At 43.2% G+C, this 19,398-nt stretch carries 17 protein-coding genes; 3 read left to right on the plus strand and 14 right to left on the minus strand.

Annotated elements, in window-relative coordinates:
- Positions 1-39: 39 nt before the first annotated feature.
- The 12 genes from MAF46_RS03355 to MAF46_RS03410 form a co-directional block, all read right to left on the minus strand.
- Positions 40-633, minus strand: a complete 594-nt coding sequence (locus MAF46_RS03355; RefSeq protein WP_060785634.1) for a DUF4097 family beta strand repeat-containing protein — start codon at positions 631-633, stop codon at positions 40-42.
- Positions 634-906: 273 nt separating this feature from the next.
- Positions 907-2,313, minus strand: a complete 1,407-nt coding sequence (locus MAF46_RS03360; RefSeq protein WP_060785635.1) for a class I SAM-dependent RNA methyltransferase — start codon at positions 2,311-2,313, stop codon at positions 907-909.
- A gap of 10 nt (positions 2,314-2,323) precedes the next feature.
- Positions 2,324-3,097 (minus strand): DUF3159 domain-containing protein, encoded by a 774-nt coding sequence (locus MAF46_RS03365; RefSeq protein ID WP_004574628.1) that lies wholly within the window; start codon positions 3,095-3,097, stop codon positions 2,324-2,326.
- A gap of 55 nt (positions 3,098-3,152) precedes the next feature.
- Positions 3,153-3,989, minus strand: coding sequence for a DUF3710 domain-containing protein (locus tag MAF46_RS03370; RefSeq protein ID WP_018638755.1), 837 nt, complete (start codon positions 3,987-3,989; stop codon positions 3,153-3,155).
- 69 nt (positions 3,990-4,058) lie between these two features.
- Positions 4,059-4,952 (minus strand): exodeoxyribonuclease III, encoded by an 894-nt coding sequence (locus MAF46_RS03375; protein WP_018638757.1) that lies wholly within the window; start codon positions 4,950-4,952, stop codon positions 4,059-4,061.
- A 137-nt stretch (positions 4,953-5,089) separates the two neighbouring features.
- Positions 5,090-5,632 carry an arginine repressor gene (locus MAF46_RS03380; protein ID WP_016636269.1) on the minus strand — a complete coding sequence of 181 codons (543 nt, stop codon included), beginning with the start codon at positions 5,630-5,632 and terminating at the stop codon, positions 5,090-5,092.
- Positions 5,633-5,874: 242 nt separating this feature from the next.
- Complete coding sequence (gene pheT / locus MAF46_RS03385) at positions 5,875-8,493, minus strand: phenylalanine--tRNA ligase subunit beta (RefSeq protein ID WP_060785636.1); 2,619 nt, start codon at positions 8,491-8,493, stop codon at positions 5,875-5,877.
- 3 nt (positions 8,494-8,496) lie between these two features.
- The gene (pheS, locus tag MAF46_RS03390; RefSeq protein ID WP_032815474.1) at positions 8,497-9,564 is read right to left on the minus strand and encodes a phenylalanine--tRNA ligase subunit alpha; all 1,068 of its coding nucleotides are present in this window, start codon (positions 9,562-9,564) and stop codon (positions 8,497-8,499) included.
- 53 nt (positions 9,565-9,617) lie between these two features.
- Positions 9,618-10,595: a TrmH family RNA methyltransferase gene (locus tag MAF46_RS03395; protein WP_060785637.1), complete on the minus strand. Its 978-nt coding sequence runs from the start codon at positions 10,593-10,595 to the stop codon at positions 9,618-9,620.
- Between the two features lie 84 nt (positions 10,596-10,679).
- Positions 10,680-11,639: a cation diffusion facilitator family transporter gene (locus MAF46_RS03400; RefSeq protein ID WP_060785638.1), complete on the minus strand. Its 960-nt coding sequence runs from the start codon at positions 11,637-11,639 to the stop codon at positions 10,680-10,682.
- A gap of 40 nt (positions 11,640-11,679) precedes the next feature.
- The gene (gene miaA, locus MAF46_RS03405) at positions 11,680-12,672 is read right to left on the minus strand and encodes a tRNA (adenosine(37)-N6)-dimethylallyltransferase MiaA (protein ID WP_004132001.1); all 993 of its coding nucleotides are present in this window, start codon (positions 12,670-12,672) and stop codon (positions 11,680-11,682) included.
- Between the two features lie 57 nt (positions 12,673-12,729).
- Positions 12,730-13,326, minus strand: a complete 597-nt coding sequence (locus tag MAF46_RS03410) for a CarD family transcriptional regulator (protein WP_128813736.1) — start codon at positions 13,324-13,326, stop codon at positions 12,730-12,732.
- 146 nt (positions 13,327-13,472) lie between these two features.
- Here MAF46_RS03410 and glgB point away from each other — a divergent pair, with 146 nt between their 5' ends.
- From glgB to MAF46_RS03425, 3 genes are read left to right on the plus strand one after another with little or no spacing between them, the layout of a single operon-like run.
- Positions 13,473-15,743, plus strand: coding sequence for a 1,4-alpha-glucan branching protein GlgB (gene glgB, locus MAF46_RS03415; protein WP_032819040.1), 2,271 nt, complete (start codon positions 13,473-13,475; stop codon positions 15,741-15,743).
- A gap of 42 nt (positions 15,744-15,785) precedes the next feature.
- Positions 15,786-16,535: a response regulator transcription factor gene (locus MAF46_RS03420; protein ID WP_016636277.1), complete on the plus strand. Its 750-nt coding sequence runs from the start codon at positions 15,786-15,788 to the stop codon at positions 16,533-16,535.
- Positions 16,507-17,655, plus strand: coding sequence for a sensor histidine kinase (locus MAF46_RS03425; protein WP_004131997.1), 1,149 nt, complete (start codon positions 16,507-16,509; stop codon positions 17,653-17,655). Before MAF46_RS03420 ends, MAF46_RS03425 begins: the two co-directional genes overlap by 29 nt.
- Positions 17,656-17,723: 68 nt before the next feature.
- Here the strand turns inward: MAF46_RS03425 and MAF46_RS03430 are convergent, their stop codons facing one another.
- Both MAF46_RS03430 and MAF46_RS03435 read right to left on the minus strand, forming a co-directional pair.
- Entirely contained in the window at positions 17,724-18,461 is a 738-nt protein-coding gene (locus tag MAF46_RS03430) for a ComF family protein (protein ID WP_060785639.1), read from the minus strand.
- Between the two features lie 77 nt (positions 18,462-18,538).
- Positions 18,539-19,351, minus strand: a complete 813-nt coding sequence (locus MAF46_RS03435; protein ID WP_032840159.1) for an HAD-IIB family hydrolase — start codon at positions 19,349-19,351, stop codon at positions 18,539-18,541.
- Positions 19,352-19,398 lie beyond the last annotated feature (47 nt).

Raw genomic sequence — 19,398 nt, forward strand, 5'->3', positions numbered from 1 at the left:
TATCAAGTTTTATTGCTTCTTTTTTGATCTATATGTCTGCTACTTCGCAATAGCTTTCCCATTAAGACAGTGCACCATGTAATGCGCAAATCCATCGTTTTTACAATTTACCTTCTTCTTATCTGAAACCTCGGTGACACCATTCTCACAATCTACTTCAAGGCTTGCATCCTTGGTGATTGTTCCTTCTAAAATACTCATGCCATTTAACGTATCAAGCGTACAAACATGAGTTACTTCTACGTTTGTTGCTGAAGCAGACCCATTATAACATTTAAGAAAGACATCATCCGCCTTCAAATTAACAACTTCTACCTTGCCATTGTTCACTTCTACATAAAGCTTACCAATCTCAATATCCGTGATGAGCACTTGATTAGAATCAGATTCAACCTCACAAACTTCCACATCATGTGGCAAACTCACAACAATTTCAGGCATACCCTGAGTAAGCCACCTCACCCAATTCAAAGCTGAGACTTTTTTAGTTTGAATAAGCCTTATAACATTTTGCGCTTCCTCAACCCTCAATATATCTTGTTCACAGTTAACAAAGCTCACACCAAAGGTATCAGCACGTTTCACCGTTAAACGAACATCTTTCGTCTCTGCGATAAACTTCTTATTATCCATTCCTTAAGCACCTCCTCGTGCACATACTAATAATCAGGTTTCATTTTACCTTTTGAGCTATATTTTCCCACTTCACAGGGTGGGTGCAAAGTGTGTGCACCTTTTAACGTTAACATCCTGTGCACTCAACCCTAGAGCGTCGACATCTTCCCTCAAACAGCCAAACTGCACTCAAAAATCACGAGAACCCAGCTTAAAGCCGCCGCACATTAAACCTTTTAACGATAGCCCTCGCTAAGCCTTGCTACACAAGGGCAAATTTGCACCCACCTATTAAGCCTTTGACATCAATACGACACTCTCGACGTGGTGAGTGTTGGGATATATGTCGAACGCACGCAAAGACTGAACGCTGTAGCCAAGCTCCTTAAACGTACCAACATCGCGAGCAAGACTAGTCGGATCGCAAGCAACATACACAACAGCTCTTGCCCCAGACTTCGCAATCTGCTTACAAACTTGAGCTTTAGCACCAGCGCGCGGAGGATCTAACACAACAACATCAGGATGCGCAAATCGGCGAACAATCTTAGACGACTTACTCGCCTTAAACACCTGCGATTCAAGCGTTTGCGCAACATCGCCTTGCAAAGCTTCAACAACATCCCTGCTAAGACCTGCGCGCCCAATGTTTCTCCTTGCATTCTTTACAGCAATCGGCGCACCTTCAATACTAAGCACGCGCGCTGGCTCTGCAGAACCAGAATCGCCAGCAGAACTAGATAAATTCCCGCCAACATTAGCCAAAGTCGCAAGCGGAATCGTAAACAAACCGGATCCAGAATACAAATCCCACAAAACCGTATTCTTACTACGCCCCCCAAGCGCAGAACGGACTAGTCCCAAAACGTAGCTCACCAAATGCTCTGGAGCTGCGCGATGAATCTGCCAAAAACCGCGCGCGTCAACATCGTAATCAAAAGTACGCGCACGCGATGAATCGCAAGCAGCCACAACGCGCACGCGCTCGCGCAACAAAGCCGATCCTGCAACCAACTCATCATTTACTATAAGCGCATAATTTTCGCCAATCGCATCAAGAAGCGCAGCCTTGTCATTAAAATCCAAACCATCAACCCTAGGCTCTGGAACAGCAAGGCGAATTTGCGCATTTGGCGAGAAAGAACGATTCCACAAGTCCAAAGAATCCGCAACAGCCAAAACCGCGCGCGACGCAAGTGGCATAGTATCAATCGCAATGCGGTCATGCGACTCGCGCTTACGCATAGACAGTCGCCCTTCATCATCCGCAACCAACTCCATGCGCGTACGCCAATTAAATCCGTTAAGCTCCTCGTCCCCTGGAATGCGCTCAACACTAACATCGCTTTCCGCAACATCCATATGCGCTAAACGTTGGAATTGATTGGCAATTACGGAAGCCTTCCAACGAATCTGACCAGGCAAAGAAACGTGAATTAAATCCGCGCCGCCAACTCCGCCGCCCTGAGCCAAAGGGCCAGCGAGCTTCCATTGCGGCTCCACACGATCCGCGCTAGGCTCCAAAACTTCTACAACTTCGCCAGTAAAAAAGTGCGCTTTTGCACGCATCGGCTCATCCATACGCACAACAACCAGCTCACCAGGCAGCGCAAATCGCACGAATACAACGCGTCCGTCAAGATGACCTACGCATCTTCCTTGATCCGCATAACGCTCGATTCGCATCGTCACTTGCATGTACTACCCCTTAGTTCTGCTTCTCTTCACTTTGCTTTTCGCTAATCTGTTTTTCGTCAATCTGCTTTTCTTCGCGATAATTTTCTTCGCGATTTTTATGATGAAGACGCATAAACGGCGTTGCAATAATCAAGTAAGAAACCCAAATCGCGAGCGCCCAGAACGGCAATCCCATAAGCAATCGAACAGTGCCAAGCCACACAACGTGATTTGTCAAATATAATGGCACTTGTAAAACGAGTCGCAGCGCAAAAACGCCAATCCATAATCCAGTAACATACATGTACGCGCGCTTAAGTGGCTTATAATCAAGCCATTCGTGCAGCCAAGCGCCAAAATTTTCCGTAGGCATTTTGCGAATCGACTCAATCACAAGCCCAAGAGCTGGCACACGCGCAATCAGCGAAATCGCAAGAAGAACACCGTACACAGCGTTTGTAATAAAGCCCATCATGTAGTAGTCGCGCGCTTGATGACTCGTCCACACCCAAATAAGGCAGATTCCAACGGAAACAAGCCCACTTAGCGCGCCCATAATCGACTGACGTTGAATAAGTCGCGCCACCACTTGCAAAACTGCAAGAGCTGCAGACGCAATAACTGTTGTTTGTACGTTCCGCGTTACAACAAAGCAAATAACAAACAGCAAGCCTGGCAGCATGGATTCAATTACGCCACGAACTCCGCCAATGGAGTCAATCACAGAAAACGCTTTTTCTTCGGATCCAATGGAAGCTAAAGAGGCTAATCCTGAGCGTTTTTTGTTGCGCGCATTTTTTTCCAAGACAATATCCTTTGCTGCATGACTTTTGCTATTCGACTTTTGCTGTTTTATTTTACTAACGAACTTCGGAGAACATTGGACCGCGAGTTAGCGTAGTTTTGACTTCTACCTGCTGATCTGCGCCAAGTGGCCCCTTTGGACGGCCTGGAATTTCGCCAGAATCACCATTGTTAGAATCAACATTATCAGAACCACCATTGTCAGAATCTCTAGGAACCACAACATCATGCATTGGAATCATATCTCTTGGTGCTAATGGCTCGCTTCCGCGATCTACAACAATGTCACTAAACCACTTATTAAGCAAAACTGCTTCATCACTCGCCTTTTTTGAATCGCCAGCAACCGAAGAATCGCCAGCAGCTACACCAGAAAAGACTCCACGAAGCATCCAACGCGGGCCATCCACTCCAACAATTCGCGTATCTACAGTTTTATCTTCCACTTCAACTGGCAATATAATCTCTTTGCCAAAAACGCCATTCACTTCCCTGGCATCAGAATTTCCCTTAAGCAAATCCGCGCGAACTTCGCTCCAAATTCCTTCTGTTTTAGGAGCCGCAAACGCCTCAACTTCTACGCTAGAAGACCTATACGTAACTGTTATGCCAAGAACTTGGTTAGACTCGCGCTGCTTTTTTACGCGCAACTCTATTCCTTGCAAATACGGAATGCGAATAGCTCCGAAGTCAATATACGTACTTAAATCAGGAACCTTTTCGTCTGAAATATTCCAAGGTCCTCTAAGATTTCCTCGACCCAAATACGTGTCTGCGCTGTATCCGCCTTCAATAAGCTCGTTTAAGGCCGAATTTTGGGATTGCAAATCCGCAAGATTTCCAGCATTTTTACTATCAGCTTTAGCCTTGCGCTTCGACTTAAACCATCCCATAATTCCTCTTTTCTAACGGCCAATGCCACTTTTACTCAACTTCACCAGATTACCACAAGCAAAGCAAAATCACACATTGTATCTTATGCTTAGCGCAGCGTGATCCGACCAGCGCGAATCGTAGCTTGGAGCGCGATCAATCACGAATCCGCAAGCAGTTTCTGCAAGCTCTGGAGTTGCAAATTGATAGTCTAAACGCCATCCAACATTGTTATCAAAAGCTTTGCCTCGCTGACTCCACCACGTGTACGGCCCTTGAATATTGCCAGCAAGCATTCGCATAACGTCTACAAATTCATACTCGTTAATCCAGCGGTCGATATACGCGCGCTCCTCTGGCAAAAATCCAGCACTTTTCTCATTCGCTTTAGCATTTTTAATATCAAAAGGGGTGTGTGCAATATTAAAGTCACCACACAAAATCGCCTGATTTCCGCCACTTGCAGCAATATCTCTAAGCTCCCCTAATCGCGTAAGCATAGTGTCTAAAAAGCGGAATTTTTGATGCATTTTTTGCGGATCGTCAACATTTCCAGCATGAACATACACGCACGCAACCGTAATATCATACCCCTGCGGAGTATGAACATCGGTTTCCACCCATCGACCGGAATCCACATCTTCGCTTAAACCAGGCAAACCGTAACGCTGCTCTACAACTGGCAAAGACGTTACAAGCGCTACTCCAGCGCGCCCTTTTATATCGCAAATCTGATTTGTAACGCAAAATTGCTTGTCATTTTTTGCAGATTCATCTTGTCCATATTCATTTTGCACAGATTCGCCACTTTTAGACGCATACAAATCCTTGATTTTGCTCATAATCGGGTCGATCGCATCTTGCGGAGCGCGAACCTCTTGCATACACCACACATCTGGAGTGTGATTTTGCACCCAATCAAGCATCCCCTTTCGCTCGGCAGCGCGAATGCCATTCAAGTTTGAAGTTGTAATTGTAATCATAAAATCCACTCTAATCGAATATGCGTATTACAAATGCGTATTACAAAATAACAAGTATTAAATAGAAGATATTAAATGACAAATATTAAATGACAAATATTTTAATCTTTGCGCGCCGCTTTGCTACAGATTTTCCACTACCTTGACGCAACAGAAAGCATCCAATTTGCACGATTTTCCGCTTCTTCGTTAGAAACACAAACCATAAGCACTGTGTCATCGCCAGCAACCGAACCTAAAATCCCCTTTAACGGCTGTCTATCAATAACACTAGCAACATATTGAGCAGCACCCGAAGGAGTGTGAATTACAACAATATTATTAGCAAATCCAACTTCTGTAATAAGACCAGAAAGAGTTCTTGCAACTTGCTGATCAATCCTAACCGTATCCATTGCGTGACGATTGCCAGTGCCATCTCCCAAGACGTACGCAATTCTGCCATCTGTAAGGCGAATTTTAACAGCATTTATCTCGTCTAAATCGCGACTCAGAGTTGCTTGAGTAACATCAAAACCATTACGAGCCAAAACAGAAGCTAGCTGAGATTGAGAAGTAATAACCTCGCTTAAAAGCGCCTGCTCAATCGCGTTTAATCGCGCAGCCTTAGTTGCAGGACGTTGCTTGCCAGCAGAGTCATTATCATCAAAATTCCCAAAATTCTTCTTTGCGTGAACCATAGCTGACAAACCTTTCTAAAAAACTATTCCAATCTAATATACATGTATATATGCATAACTTTACGTATATTTAGCAATAATGGCCAACATTCACTAATATTTATTAATTTTTACTAATATTTGCATATTGGATATAACGAATATACTGAATAAAATCACAATAAAAATCACAATAAAAATGCGGCCAAACAACTAAAGAATAGTTATTCAGCCGCATTAATTAAAAACGCTAACTTGCGATTTTACACGCGCAAAGTTGCATGCAAATCTTTAGCCGCTCTTGTAATTGCATCTCGAACAGCTTCCATTTCTTCTCCAGAAAGCGTACGATCTGCAGCTCTAAACGTTACCGAATAAGCAAGAGACCGCAAACCATCTGAAAGCTGCTCGCCTTCATAAACATCGAACAACTCTACAGACTCCAGCAAATCGCCAGAAGCTTTAACAATGGCTTTCTCTAAGTCGCTAGCACTCAAAGAAGAAGGAGCAACAAACGCAAAGTCCTGCTTAACAGGTGGGAATGTAGAAACAGGCTTTGCTTGAACAGGCTTAACTTGCATAGCATTAAACAATGCGCTCAAATCAAGCTCGAATGCTGCAGAATGCTTTGGCAAATCCAAATTCTCATTCACGCTAGGGTGAAGCTCGCCAACAATGCCAATTTCAACATCGTCACCGCCATCAACAGCAACAAACACTTTGGCAGTACGTCCTGGATGCCAAGAAGCAGGAGCATCGTTTGCACTAAGCTGACGAATCTTAAAATCAACGCCGATGCGCTTTCCTAAACGCTGAACAGCTTCTAGAGCATCGCTATAATCAACGTCTCGATGCGCACCAAGCCAACCAGTTTCTTCTGCTTTACCAGTAAAAAGCGCTGCAACGTGCAAAGGCTGCTTAGGCAAACCAGCATCCAAAGCTGCAAGTTGAGCATCCGTAGGACGAACCGAGCCAGGCAAAGCAGGAATTGCAGGAGCATTAGGATCTGCAAAATACACATGACCAAGCTCATAAAGCGAAACATTGCTCAAACCGCGACGAATATTTCTGCGAACCGTTCCAGCTAAAGTGGTAAGAACATTCCTGCGAAGCCAAGGACGATCGCCAGCCAAAGGATTTGCGATTTTTACGCTAACTTCAGCAACAGAATCAACGTCTTCACGGAAAGCATCAAAATCTTCCTTACCAACAAACGGGTAGCTCAAAGATTCAACTAAGCCCATTTCTGCAAGCTCGTAAGCAATAGCTCTACGAGTTGCTTGTTCCTGCGTTAAACCAGTTTTGCCAGTAACAGGAACAGCTGGAACCTTAACAGGAATCTCATCGTAGCCAACCAAGCGCGCGATTTCTTCAACCAAATCGCATGGATCATTCAAGTCTGGTCGCCAAGTTGGAGGCAAAACAGAGAACGAACCATTTCCGCCGCCAGCAACCGAGCAACCAATATCCGTAAGAATATCGCTAATGCGGTTCAAATCGATGCTTAATCCAGAAACGCGCTCTACCTCGCTAGCTTTGAAAACAATAACGTTTCTATCAACAGTATTGTTTACGTCTGTAGGCGTATTAGAAGGCTCTCCAGAGCCAATCTCGCTAAGCATTGTAACAGCCATTTGCGCAGCTGCAGGCTGAAGCTGAGTATCTACTCCGCGCTCAAAGCGGCGAGAAGCCTCGGTTGGAAGCTTGTGTCTACGAGCTGTACGAGCAATAGAAACGGGATCAAAGTGTGCAGCTTCAACAAGAATATTCTTTGTTTCGCTCGTCACTTCTCCATACATTCCGCCCATTACGCCAGCAAGTCCAAGAACACGCGAACCGTGATTTCCCTTTGGAGAATCGCAAATAAGCAAGTCCTCAACGTTAAGCTCTCTATCTTTGCCATCTAAAGTTGTTAAATGCTCTCCAGCTTTAGCGCGGCGAACAACAATAGGACCTTCAATCTTATCTAAATCATAAGCGTGAAGCGGCTGACCTAAGTCAAGCATTACGTAATTTGTAACGTCTACTGCAAGAGATATTCCACGCATTCCAGCGCGAGTCAAACGCCTACGCATCCAATTAGGGCTTGCAGATTGTGGATTAAAGTTTCTAACTACACGCGCGTAGTATCGATCGCATCCAACAACACCATGAATAGGGTTTGTATCTTCAATGCTAACTTCAATATCTGTAGACGCGTTTTCAACAGAAACTTGACTTGCCTTATTATTAAGTTCCACTACAGGATCCGTGTATGCAGCACCAGTTGAATGGTGATATTCGCGCGCAACACCCCTGTACGAGAACGCGTATCCGCGATCAGGAGTGATGTTAATCTCTAGCAAAGGCTTGTTTAAGTGAAGAAGCGACATTGCGTCATCTCCAGGCTTTAATGCCTCGTATTCTGCTTTAGAGAATCCATATTCGCGAAGCAAAATAATGCCATCATGACTATCTCCCAAACCAAGCTCGCGCTCGGACGCGCACATTCCATTAGAAATGTGGCCGTAAGTTTTGCGAGGCTCAATCTTAAAATCGCCAGGCAAAACAGCGCCAGGAAGAGTTACAACAACCTTTTCTCCAGCAGCCATATTTGGAGCGCCGCAAATAATTCCACGAGGAACTTTATTGCCATTTTCGTCTACCTCGTTGTATTTATCTCCAACATCAACATGGCACCAATTAATAACCTTGCCATTTTTTTGCGGCTCTGGAGTAGCATCAACAACGTAGCCTACAACAATAGGACCTGTAACTTGAGAATCGTGAATCTCTTCTTCTTCTAAGCCAACTCGCACCAAATCTTTAGCAAGCTGATCATAAGTCAAACCTTCTGGCACTTCAACATGATCTTTAAGCCAGTCAATATCTACCATTGGCATGAGTTACTCTCCCATCACAAACTGTTCTGCGAAGCGCTTATCGCCTTCAACTAAATCGTGCATATCGTTAATATCGTGACGAAGCAGCAAAGTGCGCTCCAAACCAACACCGAAAGCAAATCCCGTATAAACATCTGGGTCTAAGCCTGCAGACTTAAGAACGTTCGGGTTAACCATTCCGCATCCGCCCCATTCAATCCAACCTGGGCCACCCTTTTTATCTGGGAACCAAAGATCCAACTCCGCGCTAGGCTCCGTGAACGGGAAGTAGCTTGGGCGCAAACGGCTTTTTGCATCTGGGCCAAACATTGCAACAGCAAGGCGATCAAGAACACCCTTTAGATCTGCCATGCTTAAGTGCTTATCTACAGCCAAAGCTTCGCATTGATGGAAGACTGGCGTATGCGTTGCATCAAGCTCATCCGTGCGGAACACGCGACCTGGGGATGCAATGTACAGAGGAACTCCTCGCTCAATTAGCGCGCGAACCTGGTCGGAAGAAGTTTGCGTACGCAAAACCATGTTAGATCCAACAAATCCTGCAGCATCCTTTGCTTGATTTCCTTGCACGTAGAAAGTGTCTTGCATTTGGCGAGCAGGATGATCTGGACCAAAGTTCAACGCGTCAAAATCAAACCACTCTGTTTCCACCTCTGGACCTGCAGAAATCTGCCAACCCATAGACACAAAAAAGTCTTCAAAATCTTCAATAATACGCGCAATCGGATGGCGAGCTCCAAGCGGCTTACGATTTATTGGCAAAGTCATATCGACTGTTTCTTTTTGAAGCATGTTTGCTTCTTCTTGAGCTTTAATACGCTCTTGAGCCGCCGCAAATTCCCTACCAAAATCAGCACGCAAAGCAGACATTACTTTGCCAGCTTCTTTCTTTTCTTCTACTGGAAGACTTCCAATAGCTTTGCTAGCAAGTGTCATTGCAGACTGAGCGCCAGCATACTTAGTTTTTGCCGCTTTTAAATCTTCCATTGTTTTAGCGGCTTGAACACAAGCAATGCCCTCTTTTACTACCTTTGTAATTGACTTTGCGTCAAATGGCTGACTCTTTGCCACAGCACCCTTCCTATCCGTGTATGCGTACTTTTGTGAAGCATTCAAAAAACGTCTCAAATCCCCATTTTTCGCTCATGACTAGACATAGCCAAGCCCATTAGCATTACCGCTGCACTGGTTGCTAAGTTCATTGATTCTGCTTTTCCGTAGATTGGTATTACCGATATTTCGTCTACTTTATTTAAGACTTCTTGCGGCAATCCTCTGGCTTCGTTTCCAAATAATATTGCTACATTAGAGGTGATATTATCGGCGATATTAGACTCCTTTCTAAACGAATCTAAAACACGCGCAAACGACTTTGGTTTTTTATTTTCCGTGCCGTAAATATCAGCAGCAATCACTTTGATTTTTGCATTTTTTGTCCAATCAAACCATTCGTTTTCGCTCATTTTTACTACTGGCAAGTGGAATAACGATCCTGCACTAGATCGAACAAGCTTTGAGTTAAATCGACTTACGCAATCGTCAACAAAAACAACAGCATTGCATCCAGCTACGTCTGCAACGCGAATAATCGCGCCAGCGTTGCCTGGGTCTCTTACTTGCCAACATGATGCAATTAATATGTTTTTGTTTTTGCAAGATTTAGTATCATCGCTGCTCTCTAGCCCAGCTTTATCAGCTTCACTAATCTTATTGAATTCTTTACTAAATTCTTCGTCTAAAACCTTAGAATCGCAAAGTGCAACAATCCCCTGGCAATCCGTGCTGATTTTTCGCATAACTTCTGCCGTTACAGGGTGCACATAGCAATTATTTTTTAATGATTCGTCAACGATTTTAGCGATTACTTCTATAGGGCCACCACTACTAACGCTACTATATCTACGATTACTGCCACTATTAACAGCATCTTGCAAAACATAAATGTCTAAAATCGATTTACGCGCGTACCTTACAGCTTCCCTAACGCTTTGCGGACCTTCAACTAAAAAGCGCCCATCCCCTCGCGATTTTGCGCGACTTATTGCACAAATGCGCTTAACGCGATCGCTATGCGCGTTGTCTATTAACTCTTTTAACGGCATAATATCACTCTACTTTACATGTATTTACATTTACATGTATTTACAACACGCGTAACTGTTGCAATACAAAACTACTCAACAAAACTACTCGTGATGCTCCGACGAACTTTGAGTAGTATATCCCTCTGGCTCCAACTGGAACGTTGTATGCGAAACAGAAACTGGAAAATGCTCACGCAAACAATCTTGAAGCTGGCTTAAAATATCCGCACACTGCCCCATCGTCAAATCGCGTTCAACAACAACATGAGCCATAAAAATAGGCATTCCTGTAGAAACTGTGCTTGCGTGCAAATCGTGAACAGCAAGAACGTGCGGAACATGTTCAAGATGGTCTCGAACTTTTTCTATATCTAATCCTTCTGGAGTTTGTTCAAGCAAAACTTTTACAGCATTTTTAAGCAAGTGCAACGCTCGCGGAATCATCAAAATCGCTATAACTCCGCCAGCTACAGCGTCGAAACCGCTCCAATTTGTAGATATCATAACCAATGCAGAAACAACTACTGCTACAGAGCCTAAAGCATCGTTCATAACTTCCAAAAACGCTGCTCGCATATTCATATTGTCTTTAGATTGAGAAACTAGGATTATAAGCGAAGCAATATTTGCAAGAAGACCTAGAATACCAAAGAAAAGCAGTTGACTTACACTGTGAATTTCATTATGACTTGCGCCAAAAAGACGCATCCCCGACTCCACAATCGCATAAACGCCTACAAAAAGAAGCACAAGAGCGCCAGCTGCAGCAGTAATCACCTCTAGCCTTGCCCACCCCCAAGTGCGCTTTGCATTAGGCTTTTTGCGCATTAAAATCGCAGTAACCGTAGATGCAGCCAAAACGGAAATATCCGTTAGCATATGGCCAGCATCAATTAGCAAAGAAATCGAATTAGTTAAAATAGATCCGATTACTTCTGCCAAAAACACAATTGATGTTAGCGCTAGCGTTAGTGAAAGCTTATGCTGATGCGCATGACTTGCGCTAATAGCGTCTTTAACAGAAGCAGCATTAGCGCCAGAATTTTCTAAATGATTATGCACAAAAATCTCCTATTTTGATATTCACTTTTGATATTCACTTTTAATATTCATTTTGCAATTCACCAAGATGATGAGAAGTTGATTCAGCAATCAAATCATCTTTGAAATTGCCATTATCCGCCGCGTCGATTATTTCCATAGCATCGTCAACAACGTTTGACTTCAAAGCATTAATCCAATGAATACGAGAGTCTCTTCCAAACCAGCCCATTTGCTTGCGCGCAAGTCGCCTAGTTTTTTGCGCAATATCGTCAAATGCTTCGTCTTCACTACACAAGCCGTCTAAATAGTCCATTATCTGCTTGTATCCCAAAGCCCTGCTAGCAGTAACACCAAGCTTTGAGCGAATCGCCTTAACTTCGTTTACAAAACCCTGCTCGCGCATCATTTTTGTGCGAAGATCCACTCGCGCATCCAAATCTTCTCTACTTAAATCCAATCCGATTTGCACGCAATCAATCAAATACTTGTATTTTGGCAAAGTTGCAGAATACGGCTTGCCTGTTAGCTCAATAACTTCTAGCGCGCGAATTGTTCGGCGCGAATTTCTTGAATCCATGTTTTTAGCTGCAGCGGGGTCTAACTTTTGCAATTCTTCAAAAAGCGCCATTGCTCCTTGCGATTTTTCGCGCTCTTCCAAAGCTTTGCGAACATCAGGATTTGTGCCAGGAAAAGTTATATCGTCTACAGCAGCGCGAGCATATAGGCCAGATCCTCCAACAAGAATCGGGCGAATACCTTTTTCTTGCAAATCGCGTATGCATTGGCGCGCAAGCGTTTGAAACTTTGCAACGCTCATTGCCTCTTGAGGGTCAATAATGTCTATTAAATGATGCTTAATCTCGCTTTGCTCTTCTTTAGTGGCTTTTGCTGTACCAATATCCATATAACGGTACATTTGATATGCGTCTGCGTTAATAATTTCCGCTTTTACACCACGTTCAGCAAATTTCTTTGCAATCGCAATACCAAGACTCGTTTTGCCAGATGCTGTTGGTCCTACAATCGAAATCACTTTCGGCGGTTTGCACACAATGCGCTCCTACGTAGCAAATTTAAGCTAATAAAATTTAAGCTAATAAAAATAAACTTACTTCTTCTTAGCTTTTTTAGACTTTTCCGCAAGCAATCTAAGAGTATCTGCAGCTGCTTCTTCTGGAGCATGAGTATGGTGTTCCTCGTCTCCAGGCAAAGGATTAGCATAACCAAGATTCACGTTAAGCAAACGCTCTGCTTGAGTCTCGTCAATCTTTTCCGATAATGCGATTTCCGATATAAGAATACTGCGAGCGCGCGCAAGCATGCGCTTTTCTCCAGCAGAAAGTCCGTGTTCGTCAACGTCTCGCTGCGACAAATCGCGAACGACTTCCGCAATCTTATTAACATCGCCCGTGGCAATTTTCTCAACGTTAAGCTTGTATCTTCTAGACCAATTCATTTCTTTTTCAATGATTGGCGTACGCAAAATCTCAAAAACTTTAGCAACTTCTTTGGCGCCAACAATGTCTCTAACGCCAACTTTTTTAACATTATCTACTGGAACGTTAATCTCTAAACCATCTGAAGACAATACGACTAAGCGCAAATATTGCCTAGTAACACCCTTAACAGTACGTTCACTAATTTCCTCGACTCTAGCCGCACCATGACGAGGATAGACGACCATATCGCCGACTTGATAACCCACAGAACCCTCCGTATGCACAGAAAAACTCATTTCAGTCTCCCATAAGGCAAAGACTTGAGCGCTGTTAAATTATTTTTTTGACTTATTAGTCAAACTTTGCTCAAAACACACAAGACATACGCAAATAATGTTGTATGATAGACAACATGAGTACAGTATCTAACATCAATGAAGATGCAATCGCAGTGGCCGTTCGTCAAGACGTGCTTGCTGCGGTGAGCAACGCAGAATATTACAATCCGCACGAGGTCCTTGGTGGACATCTCGGAACTGGCAAAGGCGCTGGTACTGCCACTGTTCGCGTTTTACGACCAATGGCCAAGAAAGTAACAATTCTCACTAAGAGCGGCGAGTACGAAGCTCAGCACGAATACAATGGCATTTTTGTTGCCACTGTTCCTGCAACTAAGCACACTAAAAGCAAAGAATGGTCTGTTCCTAGCTATCGCATTCGTACCGTAGAAGTGGACGGCGCCGAGTCCGTAGACGACGATCCATATCGCTACTTGCCTCAAATCGGCGACATGGACATGTACCTATTTGGCGAAGGCAGGCACGAAAGACTTTGGGAAGCACTAGGTGCTCATGTTAAAAGCATTACTGATTCTTGGGGTCTTGTAAGCCCAGAAACAGGCAAAATGGTTAAAAAAGTTACTGGAACATCCTTTACTGTGTGGGCACCAAACGCTCGCGCTGTAAGAGTTGTTGGCAACTTTAACTATTGGAATGGCCGCCGTCACGCAATGCGTTCGCTTGGCTCTAGTGGCATTTGGGAGCTTTTTATTCCAGGAGTAGGCGCAGGCGAGGTTTACAAGTTTGAGATTATGACTCAAGCTGGAAACTGGATTATGAAGGCAGACCCAATGGAGCGCTCGCACGAAGTTCCACCTAACACTGGTTCTGTTGTTGTTGACTCCGACTTTAAGTGGCACGATAATGAGTGGCTTGAGCATCGCGCAAAGACGAATGCACACGATGGTCCTGTTAGCATCTACGAAGTTCAAGCAAATAGCTGGAATCGCGATTACGACAATTATCGCGAGCTTGCAGATCACTTAGTTGACTACGTTCAGCAAGAAGGCTTTACTCACGTTGAGTTTATGCCTCTTACACAATATCCATTCTCGGGATCTTGGGGATATCAAGTTACTGGCTATTACGCTGTTGATTCCAGACTCGGAAGCCCAGACGACTTTAAGTACTTAGTAAACAAGCTCCACAAGGCTGGAATTGGTGTGATTATGGATTGGGTTCCAGCACACTTCCCTAAGGATGACTTTGCTTTGGGTAGATTCGACGGCACTGCGCTTTACGAAGACCCAGATCCACTTCGCGGCGAGCACCCAGATTGGGGAACGTACATATTTAACTTTGGCAGACACGAGGTTCGCAACTTCTTGGTTGCTAACGCGTGCTTCTGGCTTAGCGAATATCACGTTGATGCTTTGCGAGTAGATGCCGTGTCTTCTATGCTCTACTTGGATTACAGCCGCGAAGCTGGCCAATGGCGTCCAAACATGTATGGTGGACGCGAAAACCTTGAAGCTATTGACTTTATTAAGGAAGCAAACGCTACTGCATACAAGAATAATCCTGGAATTATGATGATTGCAGAAGAGTCCACTGCATACCAAGGCGTTACTGCTCCTACAGACATGGGCGGCTTAGGCTTTGGCTTAAAGTGGAACATGGGCTGGATGCACGACACTTTGCAATACCTTAAAGAAGAGCCGATTAATCGCCGTTGGCATCACAACGAAATCACATTCTCTATGGTTTACGCGTATTCCGAGCATTACGTGTTGCCACTTAGCCACGATGAAGTTGTGTACGGCAAGGGATCTCTTCTTGGAAAGATGCCTGGAGACGAATGGCAACAGTTTGCTGGCCTTCGAGCGCTCTTGGCGTATCAATGGTCTCACCCAGGAAAGAATCTTCTGTTTATGGGCGGAGAAATCGGCCAGTCTTGCGAATGGAACTTCAACAATTCGCTTAATTGGCACGAGCTTCAATGGCCATTCCATCAAGGAGTTCAAAAGCTGGTTGCAGATCTTAATGCTTTGTATAAGAGCTCTAGGGCATTCTGGAGCCAAGACTTTACGCCAGACGGATTCCAGTGGCTTACTAGCGACGATTCCGACCACAATACATTAAGCTACATGCGAATCGGAGACAACGGCGAAGAAATCGTTGTTGTTGTTAACTTCTCTGGTCAAGCTTGGCAAGATTACCAAGTGGCATTACCTAAGGGCGGAAAGTGGCAAGAGATTCTTACTACAGACGACGCTAAGTATTGCGGATCCGATATTCACAACGGCACATTTACTGCTGCAGCCGAAGAGTATCATTCCAGGCCGTATTCTGCAAGGATTACTGTTCCAGCACTTGGAGCTGTATTCCTTAAGCCACTAGATTAAGTTAATAATTAAATAGCTAAAAAGGAATCTAAACTAGGTAAAATGTTGGACACTCCATTACAAACAAGTGCTCCTCGAACAATTCTTGTTGTAGAAGACGAGCCAGATTTAGCTACAGCTATAGCACAAAGAATTGCTGCTAGAGGTTGGAAAGCTAGAGTTGTTTGCGATGGAGTGTCTGCCGTTAAAGCAGCGTTAAGCTTAAAACCAGACCTTATAATCATGGATATTATGCTTCCTGTTATGGATGGCATAGAAGCAACGCGAAGAATAGTATCTAAATGCCCGATTCCTGTTCTTATGCTTACAGCAAGAGACTCAGAAGCAGATAAGTTGGCTGGACTAAGCGCAGGAGCAGACGACTACGTTACAAAGCCATTCTCCCCTAGAGAGCTTATTGCAAGATGCGGTGCGCTTTTAAGAAGAGTTGAGCGCGCTGCAATAATAGCAAAAAGAGAACAATACAACACTTTAATTAAGTTTGGAAACTTGATTATTGACACAAAGCAGAGACTTGTTACGATTGGCGAAAAAGCAATCCACTTTACGCCTACAGAATTTTCTTTACTTACGACTTTTGCAAATCATCCTCACGAAGTGTTAAAAAGAGAAACGCTTTTAGAAAAAGTCTGGGATTGGCCAGATGCTTCGGGAACGCGCACAGTTGATTCCCACGTTAAATCTTTAAGACATAAGATTGGATCTGATTGGATTCGCACAATACATGGAGTAGGCTACGCTTTTGAGCCACCTAAAGAAGATTATGAGCCAGAATTTGATTCTCAAAAATAGCAAAGATCATAAGAACATAAAAAATAGCAATCTGCTAAAGCGTTCATTAAAAAATTCAATGAAGAATACTCTAAAAAGCCCACTAAAAAACCCACTGCCTCATCCTAAAAGCGCAATAGGATTTTTTACGTCATTAAAAGGCGAATTGTCTGCGATTATTGTTTTTGCAACCGCTATAGCATTTGTTATGGCATGGTTTTTACTAAAAGTTGGATTAAGTGGTTGGATTGCAATGCCACTAACTCTTGCAGTTGCATTAGGAATAACATACGCGTTTTCTAGAGGATTAACTTCCCCACTTAGACAAATGCGCGATGCTGCAGAAACGATGGCAGATGGCGACTATTCTGTGCGTGTTCAAATCGAAAGCAGAAAAGACGAAGTTGGAAAACTCACTCTTGCTTTTAACGAGATGGCAGAAGAACTAGAGCACGCAGACAACATGCGCCGAGACCTTATAGCAAACGTTAGCCATGAGCTTAGAACGCCTGTTAGCGCTTTGCAAGCAATGGTAGAAAACCTTGCAGATGGCGTTGTGGAACCAACACCGTCAAATATGGAAGCAATCGTAAATCAAACACATAAATTAGCTGATTTAATCACTTTTCTTCTTGACTTATCTAGAGTAGAAGCAGGCGCAGAAAGCCTTGTTATTACAAGTTTTGACTTTAAAGACTTTATTAACAACATTGTAGAAACAGTAAGAATCGCAGACGCGGGTCACAATCACAGCATAAGTCTTAATATTGAAAACAACATTATGCTTGTTGGAGACAAAAATCGCCTATCTCAATTGTTTACAAACGTAGTATCTAACGCAATCAAGCATTCTGCAGACAACACTAAGATTCTTATAAGCGCTAAGTCGAATCACGAAAAAAATATTTTAGTTTGCAATGTTATTAATTTTGGAACGCAAATTCCTGAAGAAAATCGCGCAGACATTTTCCGCAGATTTGTTAAGGGAAGTCAAGGAATAGGAACAGAGTCTGGCGGAACTGGATTAGGACTTTCTATTGCAAGATGGGCTGCTCTGCTTCATCACGGAAACATTAGAGTTGTAGACGATAAGCGCGGAGTTAATTTTGAGATAACATTGCCGCTTACATATAGCGAATAGCAAAGTCGCGCGAGCTTTAAGAGCTTAAACATACAAGCTAAACACGAAAAATCCTTAAACACGCAAATCTAAGAGTATAAAACGCTTTCTTTAGACCACACTCCAGCCAGCGCAAAACATGCAAAAACAGTAACACCGCTTTTATTTAGCTCTTTAACGCAGTTTTTTAGCGTAGACCCCGTAGTAATAATGTCGTCTATAATAATCACTTTGTACCCGCTTTTAATGCCCTTTACGTTTACAGATAAACCTTTAGACGTGCGCAAAGACCTTTGCCTACTCCCACTTGCTTGAACCGATTTTCCCCTTACATTAATCATTTTAATTGCTTTAACAAAAGTAGCATCAATGCCTTGTTTTTTAAGACTTTTAACAACATTTTTAGCTATTGGCTCCATATGACTTCTTCCGCGCTTTCTTTTAGACGCAAAAGACGAAGGAACTGGAATAATGGCCACTTTGCTTGAGCTTCCAACAACACTAATAATCAAGCTAAAAAGCAAGTCTGAAAAAGGCTTATCTAAAAGTTGGTTTCCATGATCTTTCCATTGCAAAATACACCTTCTTACAGCCCATCCGTATGTTGCACAAGAATAAATATTTTTGCAAAACACTCCGCTAAACGGATCCATATGCCACTTACTAAACTTTGATTTGCATTCGTTGCAAAGTACGCAATCTGCAATTGAGCAGCCAGCACAAGAAATTGGAAAAGCAAGATTAAGAATGGTCTTAAGCAAATTTACCCAAGAAACGTTGGAAATAAGCCGATTTTGTTTGCTTTTGTTAAGGTTTTTGTAAATCATAAAAAGACGATAGCAATGCTAAAAACAAATAGCAATAAAATTAGAGCAATGTGGTTAAAGGCTTTTTACTTAAAACTTTACTTAAGACTTTCTAATAGCTTAGAGCACAATTCAAAAGTGTTATTAGGGTTTTTTACGCAAATCGCAAGAGCTCCTGTTAAAGAAGTTGGGTAATCGTTACCACCTTTATACATACGATCTCCCACAAAAGCAACAGATTTTAGCGAAATTTCGCAAATACTACAAAGAGAATCAAGAGCATAAGCCTTGTTGTTTCCTTTGCAAACAATATCAACACTTGTCTCTCCGCCAGCTCGCACAGAAAAGTCGGGCAAATATGCAGAAATTTGTTCAGCTAGCTGCTCCTTTAGCTTGCCGCTAGGATCCCAATCCTTTTTAAGTTCGATTGGAGCAAGCTGCCCTAGTGCAGAAAAAGTGATTTGAGTACCACGATTTTCTATTTGACTACCCCAAAGGTCTTTGTCTCCACTACTTTTTAGCAATCCCATTTTTTTAGCGCAATCTTTAACAACGCAAATAATTCGATTTGCGTCTTTTACGGAAATCGTGTGAGAATACACGCATTTAAGACTGCCATCAACAATTCGATAATAGCTTGTTCCATTAGTTGGCATAATGTGAAAATTGTCTAAATTCGTAGAAGCAGGCAAAACGCTTAGAACTTGACTTCTGACTAATCGCAAGTCTCCGCCCGTAATTAAAGCAACAGGAATTTTATTGATTAAATCGCCAAAAACCTTGCACATTGGACTAGTCATAGGCTTTTTAGAACATGCAAGAGTGTTGTCTAAGTCAAAACCAATAAGCGAACACAAAGCAAGACGCTCACAAAGTCCCTGCTCATTGTACTCATGAATATTTGGCTCCAACGCTTTCCTCCTGTACAAACTGTGCAATTCAAGTATTCCATATTATC

The sequence above is a fragment of the Gardnerella pickettii genome (assembly GCF_029226345.1).
In the GTDB taxonomy this organism is placed as follows: domain Bacteria; phylum Actinomycetota; class Actinomycetes; order Actinomycetales; family Bifidobacteriaceae; genus Bifidobacterium; species Bifidobacterium piotii.